The 14875-nt window shown below is 60.7% G+C and carries 16 protein-coding genes, 1 tRNA gene and 1 pseudogene; 15 read left to right on the top strand and 3 right to left on the bottom strand.

Going from position 1 to position 14875, the window contains the following annotated elements; translation table 11 throughout:
- The first annotated feature begins 93 nt into the window (after positions 1 to 93).
- The 15 genes from ACF8SD_RS01385 (at position 94) to ACF8SD_RS01315 (ending at position 12300) form a co-directional block, all read left to right on the top strand.
- Entirely contained in the window at positions 94 to 840 is a 747-nt protein-coding gene (locus ACF8SD_RS01385; RefSeq protein WP_029888029.1) for a YebC/PmpR family DNA-binding transcriptional regulator, read from the top strand.
- A 185-nt stretch (positions 841 to 1025) separates the two neighbouring features.
- A complete protein-coding gene (gene ruvC, locus ACF8SD_RS01380) occupies positions 1026 to 1550 on the top strand; it encodes a crossover junction endodeoxyribonuclease RuvC (RefSeq protein ID WP_029888028.1) in 525 nt (174 codons plus the stop codon).
- Positions 1551 to 1659: 109 nt separating this feature from the next.
- Complete coding sequence (gene ruvA, locus ACF8SD_RS01375) at positions 1660 to 2277, top strand: Holliday junction branch migration protein RuvA (RefSeq protein WP_029887413.1); 618 nt, start codon at positions 1660 to 1662, stop codon at positions 2275 to 2277.
- The gene (gene ruvB, locus ACF8SD_RS01370; protein ID WP_029887414.1) at positions 2274 to 3320 is read left to right on the top strand and encodes a Holliday junction branch migration DNA helicase RuvB; all 1047 of its coding nucleotides are present in this window, start codon (positions 2274 to 2276) and stop codon (positions 3318 to 3320) included. Before ruvA ends, ruvB begins: the two co-directional genes overlap by 4 nt.
- Before the next feature lie 125 nt (positions 3321 to 3445).
- Positions 3446 to 3898, top strand: coding sequence for a tol-pal system-associated acyl-CoA thioesterase (gene ybgC, locus ACF8SD_RS01365; RefSeq protein WP_054911979.1), 453 nt, complete (start codon positions 3446 to 3448; stop codon positions 3896 to 3898).
- Positions 3899 to 3900: 2 nt separating this feature from the next.
- Positions 3901 to 4596, top strand: coding sequence for a protein TolQ (gene tolQ / locus ACF8SD_RS01360; RefSeq protein ID WP_009684054.1), 696 nt, complete (start codon positions 3901 to 3903; stop codon positions 4594 to 4596).
- A gap of 14 nt (positions 4597 to 4610) precedes the next feature.
- Entirely contained in the window at positions 4611 to 5063 is a 453-nt protein-coding gene (gene tolR, locus ACF8SD_RS01355; RefSeq protein WP_003254760.1) for a protein TolR, read from the top strand.
- Positions 5063 to 6172, top strand: a complete 1110-nt coding sequence (gene tolA, locus ACF8SD_RS01350) for a cell envelope integrity protein TolA (RefSeq protein ID WP_054905832.1) — start codon at positions 5063 to 5065, stop codon at positions 6170 to 6172. The genes tolR and tolA overlap by 1 nt, the downstream gene beginning before the upstream one ends.
- Entirely contained in the window at positions 6169 to 7470 is a 1302-nt protein-coding gene (tolB, locus tag ACF8SD_RS01345; protein WP_173890765.1) for a Tol-Pal system beta propeller repeat protein TolB, read from the top strand. The genes tolA and tolB overlap by 4 nt, the downstream gene beginning before the upstream one ends.
- Positions 7471 to 7524: 54 nt before the next feature.
- Positions 7525 to 8025: a peptidoglycan-associated lipoprotein Pal gene (pal, locus tag ACF8SD_RS01340; RefSeq protein ID WP_029887416.1), complete on the top strand. Its 501-nt coding sequence runs from the start codon at positions 7525 to 7527 to the stop codon at positions 8023 to 8025.
- A gap of 6 nt (positions 8026 to 8031) precedes the next feature.
- Positions 8032 to 8835 carry a tol-pal system protein YbgF gene (gene ybgF, locus ACF8SD_RS01335; protein ID WP_029887417.1) on the top strand — a complete coding sequence of 268 codons (804 nt, stop codon included), beginning with the start codon at positions 8032 to 8034 and terminating at the stop codon, positions 8833 to 8835.
- A gap of 168 nt (positions 8836 to 9003) precedes the next feature.
- A complete protein-coding gene (queE, locus tag ACF8SD_RS01330) occupies positions 9004 to 9651 on the top strand; it encodes a 7-carboxy-7-deazaguanine synthase QueE (RefSeq protein WP_009684060.1) in 648 nt (215 codons plus the stop codon).
- A gap of 17 nt (positions 9652 to 9668) precedes the next feature.
- Positions 9669 to 10343 carry a 7-cyano-7-deazaguanine synthase QueC gene (gene queC, locus ACF8SD_RS01325; protein WP_173890764.1) on the top strand — a complete coding sequence of 225 codons (675 nt, stop codon included), beginning with the start codon at positions 9669 to 9671 and terminating at the stop codon, positions 10341 to 10343.
- 57 nt (positions 10344 to 10400) lie between these two features.
- Positions 10401 to 10476: transfer RNA gene (locus ACF8SD_RS01320), tRNA-Lys, on the top strand.
- Positions 10477 to 11022: 546 nt separating this feature from the next.
- Positions 11023 to 12300: a DUF2254 domain-containing protein gene (locus tag ACF8SD_RS01315; RefSeq protein WP_392483353.1), complete on the top strand. Its 1278-nt coding sequence runs from the start codon at positions 11023 to 11025 to the stop codon at positions 12298 to 12300.
- Positions 12301 to 12353: 53 nt separating this feature from the next.
- Here the strand turns inward: ACF8SD_RS01315 and ACF8SD_RS01310 are convergent, their stop codons facing one another.
- The 3 genes and pseudogenes from ACF8SD_RS01310 to ACF8SD_RS01300 all read right to left on the bottom strand — a co-directional run.
- Positions 12354 to 13052, bottom strand: a complete 699-nt coding sequence (locus ACF8SD_RS01310; protein WP_173890761.1) for a CatB-related O-acetyltransferase — start codon at positions 13050 to 13052, stop codon at positions 12354 to 12356.
- A 60-nt stretch (positions 13053 to 13112) separates the two neighbouring features.
- Positions 13113 to 14072, bottom strand: coding sequence for a cation diffusion facilitator family transporter (locus ACF8SD_RS01305; protein WP_173890760.1), 960 nt, complete (start codon positions 14070 to 14072; stop codon positions 13113 to 13115).
- A 141-nt stretch (positions 14073 to 14213) separates the two neighbouring features.
- Positions 14214 to 14723 (bottom strand): annotated as a pseudogene (locus tag ACF8SD_RS01300) (methyl-accepting chemotaxis protein); the annotation flags it as partial.
- Positions 14724 to 14875: the final 152 nt, after the last annotated feature.

Below are 14875 nucleotides of genomic sequence, written 5' to 3'. Positions count from 1 at the left end.
ATGGATGCGCCTTTGCGTTTCGGCGCAGGCATTTTCCCGTCCCGCCCCGTCATGGGGCGGGGCTGTTTGTGATTCAAGGAAAACGGAGTCGTTATGGCTGGTCATTCCAAGTGGGCGAACATCAAGCACCGCAAAGAGCGCCAGGATGCCAAGAGAGGCAAGGTCTTCACCAAGTGGATCCGCGAACTGACGGTCGCTGCCAAGCAGGGCGGCCCTGACCCGGCATCCAACCCGCGCCTGCGCCTGGCGCTGGACAAGGCCCTAGGCGCCAACATGAGCCGCGACATCATCGACCGCGCGGTGGCCCGTGGGGCTGGCACCAACGAAAGCGACAACGTCGAAGAGCTCAGCTACGAAGGTTACGGCCCGGGTGGCGTGGCGATCATGGTCGAAGCCATGACCGACAACCGCAACCGTACCGCCGCCGCCGTGCGCCATGCCTTCACCAAGTGTGGCGGCAACCTCGGTACTGATGGCTCGGTGGCCTACCTGTTCGAGCGCAAGGGGCAGCTCAGTTTTGCGCCGGGCGTGGACGAAGACGCGTTGATGGAAGCGGCGATGGAGGCCGATGCCGACGACGTGGTAGCCAACGACGACGGTTCGTTCGAGGTATTCACCTCGTTCAACAGTTTCTATGCCGTGCGTAACGCCCTGGAAGAGGCTGGCTTCAAGGCCGCTGACGCGGAAATCGTGATGCAGCCGACCACCAGTGCCGAACTCGACCAGGAGGGTGCCGAGAAGGTGCTCAAGCTGATCGACATGCTCGAAGACCTGGATGACGTGCAGAACGTCTACTCCAACGCCCAGATTTCCGACGAGATCATGGAAAACCTCGGCTAAGGTGATTTGGCATTTTGTGCCAACTCTGAGCGTTTGATAGCGCCTGTGCCGGCCCTTTCGCGGGTAAACCCGCTCCTACAGGTATTACGCCCATTTCAAATGTGGTGCAGTACCTGTAGGAGCGGGTTTACCCGCGAAAGGGTCGGCGCAGTTTGTAGAGATGCATCATTTTTTCGACGGGCTTTATGACTCTGATTCTAGGTATCGACCCCGGCTCGCGAATCACCGGCTACGGCGTCGTCCGCCAGACCGCCCGTGGTTGCGAGTACGTGGCGTCGGGCTGTATCCGCACCGGCAGCGGCGAGCTGCACGAGCGGCTGCAGATCGTTTTTCGTGGTGTCAGTGAAATCATCACCCAGCACGGCCCGGTAACCATGGGCATCGAGCGGGTGTTCATGGCCCGCAACGCCGACTCGGCGCTGAAGCTCGGCCAGGCGCGCGGCGCCGCTATCGTTGCCGCTGCCGAAGCCGGCCTGGAAATCGCTGAATACAGCGCCACTCAGGTCAAGCAAGCTGTGGCCGGCACCGGTGGGGCCAACAAGGAACAGGTGATGATGATGGTCATGCACCTGCTGAAACTGACGCAAAAGCCGCAGATCGATGCCTCCGATGCGCTGGCCATTGCCCTGTGCCATGCCCATACCCGTTCCAGCCTGGTGCCCCATGGCCTGGCCACCGCGCGGCGACGCGGCGGGCGCTTGCGTCTTTGAGCGCTTCATGCGCAGATACAAAATTTGTCCGGGTGAAGCATTCACCCGCCGCATTTGCTGATAGGGTTGAGCGGTCGTTGACCGGCTCCCCGAGAGGAAGGATCGGAACGTGATTGGACGTTTGCGCGGCACCCTGGCGGAAAAACAGCCGCCGCACCTGATTATCGACGTCAATGGCGTGGGCTACGAGCTCGAAGTGCCCATGACCACGCTGTACCGTCTGCCCAAAGTGGGCGAAACCGTCACTGTGCACACCCATCTGGTGGTGCGCGAAGACGCCCACCTGCTTTATGGTTTTGCCGAAAAGCGCGAGCGCGAGCTGTTCCGCGAGTTGATCCGCCTGAACGGCGTGGGGCCCAAGCTGGCCCTGGCGTTGATGTCCGGGCTGGAGGTCGACGAGCTGGTACGTTGCGTACAGGCCCAGGATACTTCGGCCCTGGTACGCGTGCCGGGGGTCGGCAAGAAAACCGCCGAACGCCTGCTGGTCGAACTGAAGGACCGCTTCAAGGCCTGGGAAACCTCGCCGGCCATGTTCACCCTGGTGTCGGATGGGCCGTTGCCGGCCGCCAGCGCGTCCAGCGCCGAGGCCGATGCAGTCAGTGCCCTGGTCTCGCTGGGCTACAAGCCGCAGGAAGCCAGCAAGGCGATTGCCGCGATCAAGGACAAGGCTGGCTTGAGCAGTGAAGAACTGATCCGCCGCAGCCTGAAAGGGATGATTGCCAAGTGATCGAAGCCGACCGCCTGATCGCCGCCAGTGGCCGCGACCGTGAAGAAGTCCAGGACCGTGCGATCCGGCCGCTGAGCCTGAGCGAGTACATCGGTCAGCCGGTGGTGCGCGAGCAGATGTCGTTGTTCATCCAGGCTGCTCGCGGGCGCAGCGAGTCGCTCGACCACACGCTGATCTTCGGCCCGCCAGGCTTGGGCAAGACCACCCTGGCCAACATCATCGCCCATGAAATGGGCGTTTCGGTGAAGAGCACCTCTGGGCCGATTCTGGAGCGCCCGGGCGATCTGGCGGCCATGCTGACCAACCTCGAACCGCACGACGTGCTGTTCATCGACGAGATCCACCGGTTGTCGCCGGTTGTCGAAGAGGTGCTGTACCCGGCCATGGAAGACTTCCAGCTCGACATCATGATCGGCGAAGGGCCAGCGGCCCGTTCGATCAAGCTCGACCTGCCGCCGTTCACCCTCGTCGGTGCAACTACCCGTGCCGGGATGCTCACCAACCCGTTGCGTGACCGCTTCGGCATCGTCCAGCGCCTGGAGTTCTATAGCGACAAGGACCTGGCCACCATCGTCAGCCGCTCGGCCAATATTCTTGGCCTGGCCATTGAGGACCTGGGCGCCTACGAAATTGCCCGCCGCGCCCGTGGCACGCCACGAATCGCCAACCGCCTGCTGCGCCGCGTGCGTGACTACGCTGAGGTGCGCGGCAAGGGCCAGATCACCAAGGCCGTGGCTGACATGGCGTTGAACCTGCTGGACGTCGACGAGCGCGGTTTTGATCATTCCGACCGTCGCCTGTTGCTGACCATGATCGAGAAGTTCGATGGCGGCCCGGTGGGCGTCGACAACCTGGCGGCGGCCATCAGCGAAGAGCGCCATACCATCGAAGACGTACTCGAGCCCTACCTGATTCAACAGGGTTACATCATGCGCACGCCGCGTGGCCGCGTCGTCACACGGCATGCCTACCTGCACTTCGGCCTGAATATTCCAGGGCGCCTGGGGGAGGGCGCAGATTATTCGGAACCGGGCGATGAATGACAGATCGAAACCGACTTTTCGTGGTCCTACCGCAGGCACGCCGAATGGTTGCTGGCAATAAGACATTAATGACGAAAAAACAGTTGCCACAGCGGATTGGCAAGCCGAGGAGTAAGCACTAGAGTATGCGCGCGCAAAATGGCCTGGAACCGTTCGCACACCGTTGTCGCGTCTATTACGAGGATACCGATGCCGGTGGCGTGGTGTATTACGTCAACTACCTGAAATTCATGGAGCGCGCGCGCACCGAACGCCTGCGGCACCTGGGGTTCTCCCAGTCGCAACTGGCCGAAGACAATCTGCTGTTCGTGGTCCATTCCAGCGAAGCGCGCTATCACGCGCCGGCGCGGCTGGACGACCAACTGCGGGTCACCGCGCAAGTACTTGAACTCAATCGCGCCAGCCTGCGTTTCGTCCAGCAGGTTTGGCGGGAAAACGATGAAACGCTGCTCTGCGAGGGGCAGTTCCTGGTGGCCGCAGTGCGTGCTGACACTTTCAAACCCCGAGCCATACCCCCCCAGCTGCGCGACGCTTTTGCGGCGGACGGCTCGGGTAATCAATCGAACGCAGGAGAATAAGCGTGGAAGCTAACGTCGTCGACCATACCTCCATGTGGAGTCTGGTCAGCAATGCCAGCGTGGTGGTTCAGCTGGTAATGCTGACCCTGGTGGCCGCCTCGGTCACCTCATGGATCATGATCTTCCAGCGCAGCGCCATGCTGCGCGCCGGTCGTCGTGCGCTGGATGCCTTCGAAGAGCGCTTCTGGTCGGGCATCGACCTGTCCAAGCTGTACCGTCAGGCAGGCAGCAACCCAGACCCGGATTCAGGCGTGGAGCAAGTATTCCGTGCCGGCTTCAAAGAGTTCTCGCGCCTGCGCCAGCAGCCGGGTGTAGACCCCGACGCGGTGATGGAAGGCGTGGGCCGTGCCATGCGCGTGGCCATCTCGCGCGAGGAAGAAAAGCTCGAGCAGAGCCTGCCGTTCCTGGCCACCGTCGGTTCCACCAGCCCGTACATCGGCCTGTTCGGTACCGTATGGGGCATCATGAACTCCTTCCGCGGCCTGGCCAGTGCCCAGCAAGCGACCCTGGCCACCGTTGCCCCAGGTATCGCCGAAGCCCTGGTGGCTACGGCCATCGGCCTGTTCGCGGCAATTCCGGCGGTCATTGCCTACAACCGTTTTGCCGCGCGCAGCGAAGTGCTGATCGGTCGTTACTACACCTTCGCCGACGAGTTCCAGGCGATCCTGCACCGTAAAGTGCACACCAGCGAAGAGTAATCAGGTAGAAGCCCATGGCCCGAGTTCGCCACAAACGCAAGCCCGTCGCCGAGATGAACGTGGTGCCCTACATCGATGTGATGCTGGTGCTGCTGGTCATCTTCATGGTGACGGCGCCCATGCTCAACCAGGGCGTGAAGGTAGACCTGCCCAAGGTTTCCAGCGAAGCCTTGCCGCAGGACAACAACGTCCAGATCCTCACCATCTCCATCAAGGCCGACAAGACCTATTACTGGAACCTCGGCAGCGAAGTCGATACCGACAAGCAGATGGACAAGGCCATGACCCTGCCGGCCATGACCGACGCCGTGACCAAGATCATTGCCGCCGGCCGTGACCAGGGCAAGCAGACCCAGGTATTCATTCGGGGTGACAAGGCGGTCGACTATGGCGCGGTCATGGGTGCCATGGGCGGGTTGCAGAAGGCCGGTGTCGGTAACGTTGGCCTGATTACCGAGGCGCCCTGATGCAACAGCGAGAGCCATCCGCCTCGGAAAGCTACTTCTGGCCCAGTGTCTGGGCCATCGGTCTGCATGTGCTGGTGTTCGGCCTGCTGTTCGTCAGTTTTGCCATGACGCCTGAGCTGCCGCCTTCCAAGCCAATCGTCCAGGCTACCCTTTACCAGCTCAAGTCCAAGAGCCAGGCGACCACCCAGACCAACCAGAAGATTGCCGGGGAAGCGAAGAAGACCGCGTCGCGCCAGACTGAAGTCGAGCAGTTGGAGCAGAAGAAGGTCGAGCAGGAGGCCATCAAGGCTGCGGAACAAAAGAAAGCCGACGCCGCTCAAAAGGCCGAAGAGGCTCGCGAAGCCGCCGAGGCGAAAAAAGCCGAGGACGCCGCCAAGGCCGCCGAAGCCGCCAAGGCCAAGCAAGCCGCCGAAGCCAAGAAGGCCGACGAAGCGAAGAAAGCCGCCGAGAAGCAGCAGGCTGACATCGCCAAGAAGAAGGCTGAGGACGAAGCGAAGAAAAAAGCCGAAGAAGAGGCCAAGAAAGCGGCCGCTGAAGAGGCGAAGAAACAAGCCGCCGAGGACGCCAAGAAGAAGGCAGCCGAAGAGGCCAAGAAGAAAGCAGCCGAGGACGCCAAGAAGAAAGCGGCGGCCGAGGACGCGAAGAAGAAGGCAGCTGAAGAGGCCAAGAAGAAGGCCGCTGCAGACGCCCAAAAGAAAAAGGCACAGGAAGCGGCCCGCAAGGCGGCAGAAGACAAGAAAGCCCAGGCCCTGGCCGAGCTGTTGTCCGATACCACCGAGCGGCAGCAGGCCCTGGCTGACGAGCAAGGTGACCAGGTGGCCGGCGATTTCGACGACCTGATCCGCATGCGCGCGGCCGAGGGTTGGGCGCGTCCGCCTTCCGCGCGCAAGGGCATGACGGTGACCCTGCAGGTAAGCATGTTGCCGGACGGTACCGTTACCAGTGTCAGCGTGGTCCGTTCCAGTGGTGACGGCCCGTTCGACAGTTCGGCGGTAGCTGCGGTCAAGAACATTGGTCGTTTGACCGAGATGCAGGGTATGAAGCCGAGCGATTTCAACCGTTATCGTTCGTTCAAGATGACATTTACACCTGAGGATCTAGCGTTGTGATTAAACGTCTGAGAGGACTGCTGGTCTTGCTCTGCTGCGTGGCAGGCTTGGCGGTGGCAGAGGAAAAGAACATCCTGGTCACCAGCGGCAGCGACCGGGCCACGCCCATCGCGGTAGTACCGTTCGGTATGCAGGGCGGTAGCGTGTTGCCTGAAGACATTGCCGACATCATCGGCAACGACCTGCGCAACTCTGGCTACTATTCACCGATTCCGCGGCAGAACATGATCAGCCAGCCGTCGCAGGCCAGCGAAGTGATCTTCCGTGACTGGAAAGCCCTGGGTGCCCAGTACGTGATGGTCGGTAGCATCGTGCCCTCGGGTGGTCGCCTGCAGGTGCAGTACGCGCTGTTCAACGTCGCCACCGAGCAGCAAGTGCTGACCGGTAGCGTGGCGGGCAGCACCGACCAGTTGCGCGACATGGCGCACTACATTGCAGACCAGTCGTTCGAGAAGCTCACCGGCATCAAGGGCGCGTTCTCGACCCGCATGCTGTATGTGACTGCCGAGCGCTTCTCCACCAACAATACCCGCTACACCCTGCAGCGTTCGGACTACGACGGTGCACGTGCGGTCACCCTGCTGCAATCGCGCGAGCCTATCCTGTCGCCGCGGTTCGCACCGGATGGCAAGCGTATTGCCTACGTGTCGTTCGAACAGAAGCGCCCGCGCATCTTCGTGCAGAACATCGATACCGGCCGCCGCGAACAGGTGACCAACTTCGAGGGCCTGAACGGCGCGCCAGCCTGGTCGCCTGACGGTTCGCGCCTGGCCTTCGTGCTGTCCAAGGACGGCAACCCGGACATCTACGTGATGAACATGGCCTCGCGCCAGATCAGCCGCGTAACCGCCGGCCCTGGTATCAATACCGAGCCGTTCTGGGGTAAAGACGGCAACACCATTTACTTCACCTCCGACCGGGGCGGCAAACCGCAGATCTATAAACAGTCGGTCGGTGGGGGTGGTGCCGAGCGCGTAACCTTCGTGGGTAACTACAACGCCAACCCGAAACTTTCGGCAGACGAGAAAACCCTGGTGATGATTCATCGCCAACAGGGCTTTACCAACTTCAAAGTGGCGGCACAGGACTTGCAGCGCGGAAGTGTAAAGATTCTCTCGGAAACAAGTCTTGATGAGTCTCCCACTGTTGCGCCAAACGGCACCATGCTAATCTACGCCACCCGCCAGCAGGGCCGGGGAGTCTTGATGCTCGTGTCGCTTAATGGCCGCGTGAGGCTCCCACTTCCTACCGCTCAAGGCGAAGTCAGAGAACCGTCCTGGTCCCCTTACCTGAACTGATTGCGGCGTAATACGTTTTGCTTAACACACTGGGGTTTCATTAGGAGTTTCACGATGGAAATGCTGAAGTTTGGTAAATTTGCTGCGCTGGCTCTGGCCATGGCCGTAGCTGTAGGTTGCTCCTCGAAGGGCGGTGACAACGCAGGCGAAGGCGCTGCTGTAGATCCTAACGCTGGCTACGGTGCCAACACTGGCGCTGTCGACGGCTCCCTGAGCGAAGAAGCGGCCCTGCGCGCAATCACCACCTTCTACTTCGAATACGACAGCTCGGACCTGAAGCCAGAAGCCATGCGCGCTCTGGACGTTCACGCCAAGGACCTGAAAGCCAACGGCAACCGCGTTGTTCTGGAAGGTAACACCGACGAGCGCGGCACCCGCGAGTACAACATGGCTCTGGGTGAGCGTCGTGCGAAAGCCGTTCAGCGCTACCTGGTTCTGCAGGGTGTTTCCCCTGCTCAGCTGGAAGTGGTTTCCTACGGCGAAGAGCGTCCAGTTGCTACCGGCAACGACGAGCAGTCCTGGGCTCAGAACCGTCGCGTAGAACTGCGTAAGTAAGTTCTTATGCGTATGTGCCGCCGTGTAGTAACCGTCCTCGCACTCAGCCTGCCGCTCGCGGCCTGGGCTGAGGTCCCTGTAGTAGATGACAACGCAGGCAGTTATCCGCCTGCGGGTTATGGCACGAGCGGCGCCTATGCCGGGTCGGGGGCTTCGGCCCCTGCCTCTGCACAGGGCCAGCTGTTCATGCAGCTGCAACAGATGCAGGACCAGCTTTCCCGCCAGCAAGGCATCATCGAAGAGCTGCAAAACGATGTGTCGCGCATGAAGCAGGAAAACCTGGAGCGATACCAGGACCTGGACCGTCGCATCAACAGTGGTGCTGCACCTGCCGCAACCCCTGACAATTCCTCCGGTGGTGCATCCAATGCCGCCTCCGGTGCAGCAGCCGGTGCTGCTGCGCAACAACCGGCCGCCAGTAGCGAGCCCGGTGATCCGGCGAAAGAGAAGCTCTACTACGATGCAGCTTTCGACCTGATCAAGCAAAAAGACTTCGACAAGGCCAGCCAGGCCTTCACCGCCTTCCTGCGCAAATATCCGAACAGCCAGTACGCCGGCAATGCCCAGTACTGGTTGGGTGAGGTGAACTTGGCCAAGGGTGACTTGCAAGGCGCCAGCCAGGCGTTTGCCCAGGTCAGCCAAAAGTACCCCAAGCACAGCAAAGTGCCAGACTCGCTTTACAAACTGGCCGACGTCGAGCGCCGCATGGGCCACACCGACAAGGTCAAGAGCATCCTGCAACAGGTCATCACCCAGTATCCCGGCACCTCTGCCGCGCAATTGGCACAGCGTGACCTGCAAAAGCTCTAAGGCGCTTTGCAGTTGCGTTTGAAATAAACCCGCGCCAGTCGCGGGTTTTTTCGTTAGAATCACGGCCCTTTTTTCGTAAACACGCTGCTGCGGATAACGCGATGTCGAGTCCGCGGCAGTGCCTGACGGAGGCGGGCAGCCTGTTTAGCTGTCACGCCCGTGGCGAGCATGCAAGACACATTACGCATCACCGAAGTCTTTTACTCTTTGCAGGGTGAAACACGAACGGCTGGGCTGCCCACGGTATTCGTGCGGCTCACCGGTTGCCCCCTGCGCTGCCAGTACTGCGACAGTGCCTACGCCTTCAGTGGCGGTACCGTTCGTACCCTCGACTCGATCCTCGAGCAAGTGGCCGGCTTCAGGCCGCGCTATGTGTGCGTCACCGGTGGCGAACCGCTGGCCCAACCGAATGCCCTGCCGCTGCTGCAGCGGCTGTGCGATGCCGGCTACGAGGTGTCTCTGGAGACCAGTGGCGCGCTGGATATCGCCGGCACCGACACCCGGGTCAGTCGTGTGGTAGACCTGAAGACCCCAGGTTCCGAAGAGTCGCACCGTAACCTCTATTCGAACATCGACCAGCTGACCCGCAACGACCAGGTCAAGTTCGTCATCTGTTCCCGCGAGGATTACGACTGGGCAGTTTCCAAGCTGATCCAGTACAACCTGGCCGAGCGTGCCGGTGAAGTGCTGTTTTCACCCAGCCATCATCAGGTGAGCGCCAGCGACCTGGCAGACTGGATCGTCGCCGACAACCTGCCCGTGCGCTTCCAGCTGCAGTTGCACAAGCTGCTGTGGAACGACGAACCCGGGCGTTGATTGAGGAGTAAATACACATGACAGAAAAACGCGCAGTCATCCTGTTGTCCGGTGGCCTGGACTCGGCCACGGTAGTCGCCATGGCCAAGGCCGACGGCTACAGCTGCTATACCATGAGCTTCGATTACGGCCAGCGCCATCGCGCCGAGCTTAACGCCGCTGCCCGTGTGGCCCGCGACCTGGGCGTGGTCGAGCACAAGGTCATTGGCTTGAACCTGGACGGTATCGGAGGTTCGGCCTTGACCGACAGCAGCATCGACGTGCCGGAAACACCCGGTGAAGGTATTCCAGTGACCTATGTGCCAGCGCGCAATACCGTGTTCCTGTCACTGGCGCTGGGCTGGGCAGAAGTGCTGGAGGCACGTGATATCTTCATTGGCGTGAACGCCGTGGACTACTCCGGCTACCCGGATTGCCGCCCTGAGTTCGTCGAAGCGTTCGAGCGCATGGCCAACCTGGCGACCAAGGCTGGGGTCGAAGGGCAGGGCTTCCGGATCCAGGCGCCGCTGCAGAACATGAGCAAGGCGCAAATCGTGCAGGCTGGTATGGCCCGCGGCGTGGACTATAGCCTGACCGTTTCCTGCTACCAGGCCGACGATGAAGGGCGTGCCTGCGGCAAGTGCGACAGCTGCCGCCTGCGTGCCGATGGTTTCGGGGCTGCCGGTGTCGACGACCCCACGCGCTACGCTTGAACTGATCAGAGGGTATTGATTTCCCGTTAGAAATCAGTATTATACGCGCCATCCAACGGGTCGTTAGCTCAGTTGGTAGAGCAGTTGGCTTTTAACCAATTGGTCGTAGGTTCGAATCCTACACGACCCACCATATTCACAACGGTTCGTGGGTACTAGATAGGGGCTTGCCATAGCCGTTTTCTAGTCTCGCAGCCGTGTGAGGCGAGTCTTGGACTCGCTTCTGCGTGATGTCAACATGGAATAGCCCGCCAGTTATGGCGGGCTTTTTCATTTCTGCCCCAGAAAAGTCAATGAGTTAGCGGGTCTGCGGGCTATCACGGCTGTGTGTAACCGAGGATCCGCATCGTCATGAATCGCACGCAGTCAATAGCATGGCGCCAGTTTCCTAATATCATGATCTGGAACAGCTCAGACTTGTTCGTCGAACTACGGGCGGATGGGTCGGTGATCGCAGCGCTGCTTTAAGAGGACACGCGGGCGCTGTAGGCCGTGATCGTTTCATTTGCAGACATTCTGGGTGCGGGCGTCGTCTTTACGCCTGTACTCGGCGCACTATCTAATGGGCCACTTCCACTGGCTTCGGCCTAGTAACGCAATGATGCAAACGCTACGGCGCAAGCTGAGGGCAATGCCAAACCGTGCCCGGGAAGCGTTGACCACCATAAGGATAGAAACAATGATCACTCGGTTGAGCTGGGTCCTGCGTCAAGTGACAAAACGCCTGTGGTTCCGTACAACGCTGTTTTCGCTTGCTGGCGTTGTCACGGCCTTGCTCGCCATCGCCTTACGCGACTTCGTACCGCCATCGCTGCCTGCGAAGATCGGTGCAGACTCGGTCGACAAGATACTCGGCATCATCGCCTCCAGCATGTTGGCGGTGACCACGTTTTCCTTGAGTATCATCGTTTCTGCCTACGGTGCTGCCAGTAATGGCGTGACACCCAGGGCGACGACCTTGGTGATGGAAGATTCGACAACGCAGAATGCACTGGCCACTTTCATTGGCTCGTTCCTGTTCAGCCTGGTCGGCATCATCGCGCTGAGTACCGGTGCTTATGGGGCTCAGGGGCGGGTGGTGCTTTTCGCGGTGACCCTGTTGATGATCGTCCTGATCGTATACACCCTGTTACGCTGGATCGGTCACCTATCCACGCTTGGGAGGGTCGGCGAGACAATTGATCGGGTCGAGGCCGCTACACTGGCTGCCTTGGAGCATCGCGCCCGCTGGCCTTATCTGGGTGGTGCCCCTTATCCCGAATCCTGCGTGCTGCCCTCTGGCGCGCTGACGATTGCCAGTACCGACACTGGCTACGTCCAGCACATCGATATCAGCGGCCTGGCGGCAGTGGCCGAGAAGCACCAGCTCAAGATCTACCTGGAAGTACTGCCAGGCACCTTTGTCCACATTGGTGCGCCCATAGCGCGGCTGCTACCCACAGCTTCGCCTCCCCCACAGGGCTCGGCGCTGGCGGCTGAAATCCTGCGCGCGGTCACGGTTGGTGTACGCCGCTCATTTGACCAGGATCCACGCTTCGGCCTTGCGGTTCTAACCGAAATCGCCTCGCGCGCCCTGTCTCCGGCGACCAATGATTCCGGGACCGTGATCGATGTGATCGGCCGTGGAGTCAGGTGTTTTTCCACGTGGTCGATGCAATCCCCGGCGTCTGACCAGGTCGATGAGAAGTGCCTACGCGTTCATGTTCGGTGCATCGAAGTACACGATTTATTCGATGACTTCTTTACATTGATCGCACGGGACGGGGCAGGGCTGTTGGAAATCGATATCCGGATGATCAAGGCATTGATCAGTCTGGCTGAACTCGATCCACAGCGGTATGGCAAGCATTGCCGACACCATGGCGCTTTACTGGTCAAACGTGCGCAGACATCGTTGCACCTGGATGAAGAAAAGCAGCGGCTCCGGGATGTAGCCGCGCCGTTGCTTGGTCAGTAGCTTCGACGCGCAACCGCAAAGGCCATCGACAAAGTTTGATAAAGCTGAACCCACTACGGCGCTTCTTGCACCCTGCGCTTGGCGATGGAGAGTTGCGAGTAGTGTACTGGGGCGGCTGGTGCACCCTTTTCAATTGCCTTGAGAAATGCCTCGGGGTCGTTCATGGGCAGGCGTTTGAGGTACTCGACATCCAGGTTCCACCATTGGCTAGCAAGCAGCCGCTCAATGACTTCAGCGCTATGCCGGTATTTGATGAACTTGGCTGGGTTTCCGCCAACGATCGCATAGGGGGGCACGTTTTTTGTCACCACTGCCCGTGTGGCAATGATTGCCCCCGTGCCTACCTCTACACCTTCCAAAATGGTCGCGCCATGCCCGACCCAGACGTCGTGGCCCAGGGTCACCCAAGCGGCCCCTGGCGAATAGGACAAGCCTCCCGTTTCATACTGGAAGGGGTGCGTGCTTACCCAATCGGTAGGGTGGGTATGCTTTTCCTGGCCCAGCGTGCAGTCGGATCCTATTGAGCAAAAACGGCCGATTGCAGAAATCACGGATAACGTGCTGCCACTCCTGATATACGTGTGGGCACCGATGGTTATCGACGGCGACTCTACCCTGACGTGTCCAAGGCTTACACCTTGCTCAATGGTTGCGCAGGCACGGGCGCTAAAGGAACCAGAACCACCTGCAGCTTTGCCGCCCAGTTTTCGGAACGCTTTCTTGAATTGTCGTTCTCTGAATATTTTGAGCATAGTTTTGATCGCATCACGCTTTTGGGGGATCTTAGCAAGCCTTCTGCAATGAACAAACGCTTACTCCGCCCATTCCGGGTCACCCGTGAACACCACCGTCAACCAGCGGTTCGGCCCTTCACCGCCCACGGCTTCACCAATCTCGTTGCGCCACGCGTCCCATTCATCGATGGTCTTCGCTGCCATGGCCTTGGGTACGATGAAGTACAGCTCGATCTCGCGTGAGCGCCCGACCTTGGCAACATAGGCACGGTAGGACTGCAATCCGTGGCGGGCGACAAAGGCCTTGGCCACTTCGTCCACGTGCAGCTTGAGGTCGCCTGGGGTGACCAGGAAAATCTCCGCCAGGGCCTGGCGCACCACCGCCATCGGCAGCGGCACAATCACCAGGCACACCAGGGCCAGTACCGCCGGGTCGATGTACGGTGATACCCACTCCCATGAGGTTCCCTGAACCGCGTAACCAAAGCAGAAGGCGATCAGCAGTGCAGCGGTGATGCTGGCCGACATCACCCAGCCCTTGACGTCCATGGCCACGAAGTCCGACTTCAGCTGGCGGTTGGCGCGGGCCTCGACCAGGGCGATGGTCACGCAGCAGATCACGGTCACTACCGCGTAGACCATGGCAATGCCGAACTCCAGGTGTCGGCCGCCCTGCAGCAGGCTGCTGACGGCGTTGATCAGGGCATAGACCGCCACGCCACTGAGCAGGATGCCATTGAGTGCCAGCACCATCGGCTCCAGGTGCCAGAAGCCCATGGTGAAACGCTCGCGCAGCTTGCGCGACATCTGCACGCTGGTGGTATGCGAGGTGATCAGCTTGACCACCACCAGCGACAGGCCGCTCATGCTGGCGTCGACCAGTGAGTAAACGCCATCGAACATGATCGAGAACGAACCGGAGGCCACGCCGAAAGCGATGCCGATGCTGGCGATGAACAGGGTGACGGCGATCGAGGTGCGCAGCAGGCCCTGTTCGCTGGTGATGTCGAAGAACGAGGATCGGGGTGCGGTTTGCATAAGGTGTGCTCGGCAAAATCGATGATGCTGTGGTGCCTGTGAGGGCCTCTTCGCGGGTAAACCCGCTCCTACAGGGGGCATGTCTTCAAAGGCCAGTGCGGGTCCCTGTGGGGGGGGTACCCGCTAAGAAGCCCTCACAGATTAGACGCGGAACTGCTCCATGAGCGCTTGTTGCTGGTTGGCCAGCCGGTTCAAGGCCTGGCTGATGCGAGCCGACTCGTCTGCCTGGCCTGCCAGCGATTGGGTAACGTCGCGAATGCCGGCTACGTTGCGGTTCACCTCTTCGGCCACTGCGCTCTGTTGCTCCGCGGCCGAGGCGATCTGCAAGTTCATGTCGCTGATCACCGCCACCGCCTCGCCAATGCGTTGCAGTGCCGGCAGGGCCTGCTCCATGCGTGCGGCACTGACTTGCGCCTGGCGTTGGCCCTCGTGCATGGCGCCCACGACATCCTGCGTGCCTTGCTGCAAGCCTTCGATGACCTGGCGAATTTCCTCCACCGACACCTGCGTGCGCTGTGCCAGCCCGCGCACCTCGTCGGCGACTACGGCAAAGCCACGGCCGGCTTCCCCGGCACGGGCTGCTTCAATGGCCGCATTCAGTGCCAGCAGGTTGGTCTGCTCGGCGATGGAACGGATGACTTCCAGCACCGTGCCGATCTGAGCGCTGCGGCCCTCCAGGGCGCGTGCGTCGGCCATGGCCGTGTCCATGTCCAGTGCCAGCCGGTCGATGCCCTGGCGGGTGCTGTCTATCAACTGCAGGCCTTCCTGGCTGGCCTGGTCGGCGGTACGTGCCGCCTGGGCCG

Origin of the sequence: Pseudomonas sp. CJQ_9, assembly GCF_043106615.1 — a bacterium.
Lineage (GTDB): Bacteria > Pseudomonadota > Gammaproteobacteria > Pseudomonadales > Pseudomonadaceae > Aquipseudomonas > Aquipseudomonas juntendi.
This window is presented reverse-complemented; position numbering and strand designations above follow the sequence as displayed.

Coding starts and splice junctions, on each gene's coding strand:
- ybgF (WP_029887417.1), top strand. CDS start 8,032: ATGCGTATGTGCCGCCGTGTAGTAACCGTCCTCGCACTCAGCCTGCCG.
- queE (WP_009684060.1), top strand. CDS start 9,004: ATGCAAGACACATTACGCATCACCGAAGTCTTTTACTCTTTGCAGGGT.
- ACF8SD_RS01315 (WP_392483353.1), top strand. CDS start 11,023: ATGATCACTCGGTTGAGCTGGGTCCTGCGTCAAGTGACAAAACGCCTG.
- ruvC (WP_029888028.1), top strand. CDS start 1,026: ATGACTCTGATTCTAGGTATCGACCCCGGCTCGCGAATCACCGGCTAC.
- ACF8SD_RS01310 (WP_173890761.1), bottom strand. CDS start 13,052: ATGCTCAAAATATTCAGAGAACGACAATTCAAGAAAGCGTTCCGAAAA.
- ACF8SD_RS01385 (WP_029888029.1), top strand. CDS start 94: ATGGCTGGTCATTCCAAGTGGGCGAACATCAAGCACCGCAAAGAGCGC.
- queC (WP_173890764.1), top strand. CDS start 9,669: ATGACAGAAAAACGCGCAGTCATCCTGTTGTCCGGTGGCCTGGACTCG.
- ybgC (WP_054911979.1), top strand. CDS start 3,446: ATGCGCGCGCAAAATGGCCTGGAACCGTTCGCACACCGTTGTCGCGTC.
- tolR (WP_003254760.1), top strand. CDS start 4,611: ATGGCCCGAGTTCGCCACAAACGCAAGCCCGTCGCCGAGATGAACGTG.
- ACF8SD_RS01305 (WP_173890760.1), bottom strand. CDS start 14,072: ATGCAAACCGCACCCCGATCCTCGTTCTTCGACATCACCAGCGAACAG.
- tolA (WP_054905832.1), top strand. CDS start 5,063: ATGCAACAGCGAGAGCCATCCGCCTCGGAAAGCTACTTCTGGCCCAGT.
- pal (WP_029887416.1), top strand. CDS start 7,525: ATGGAAATGCTGAAGTTTGGTAAATTTGCTGCGCTGGCTCTGGCCATG.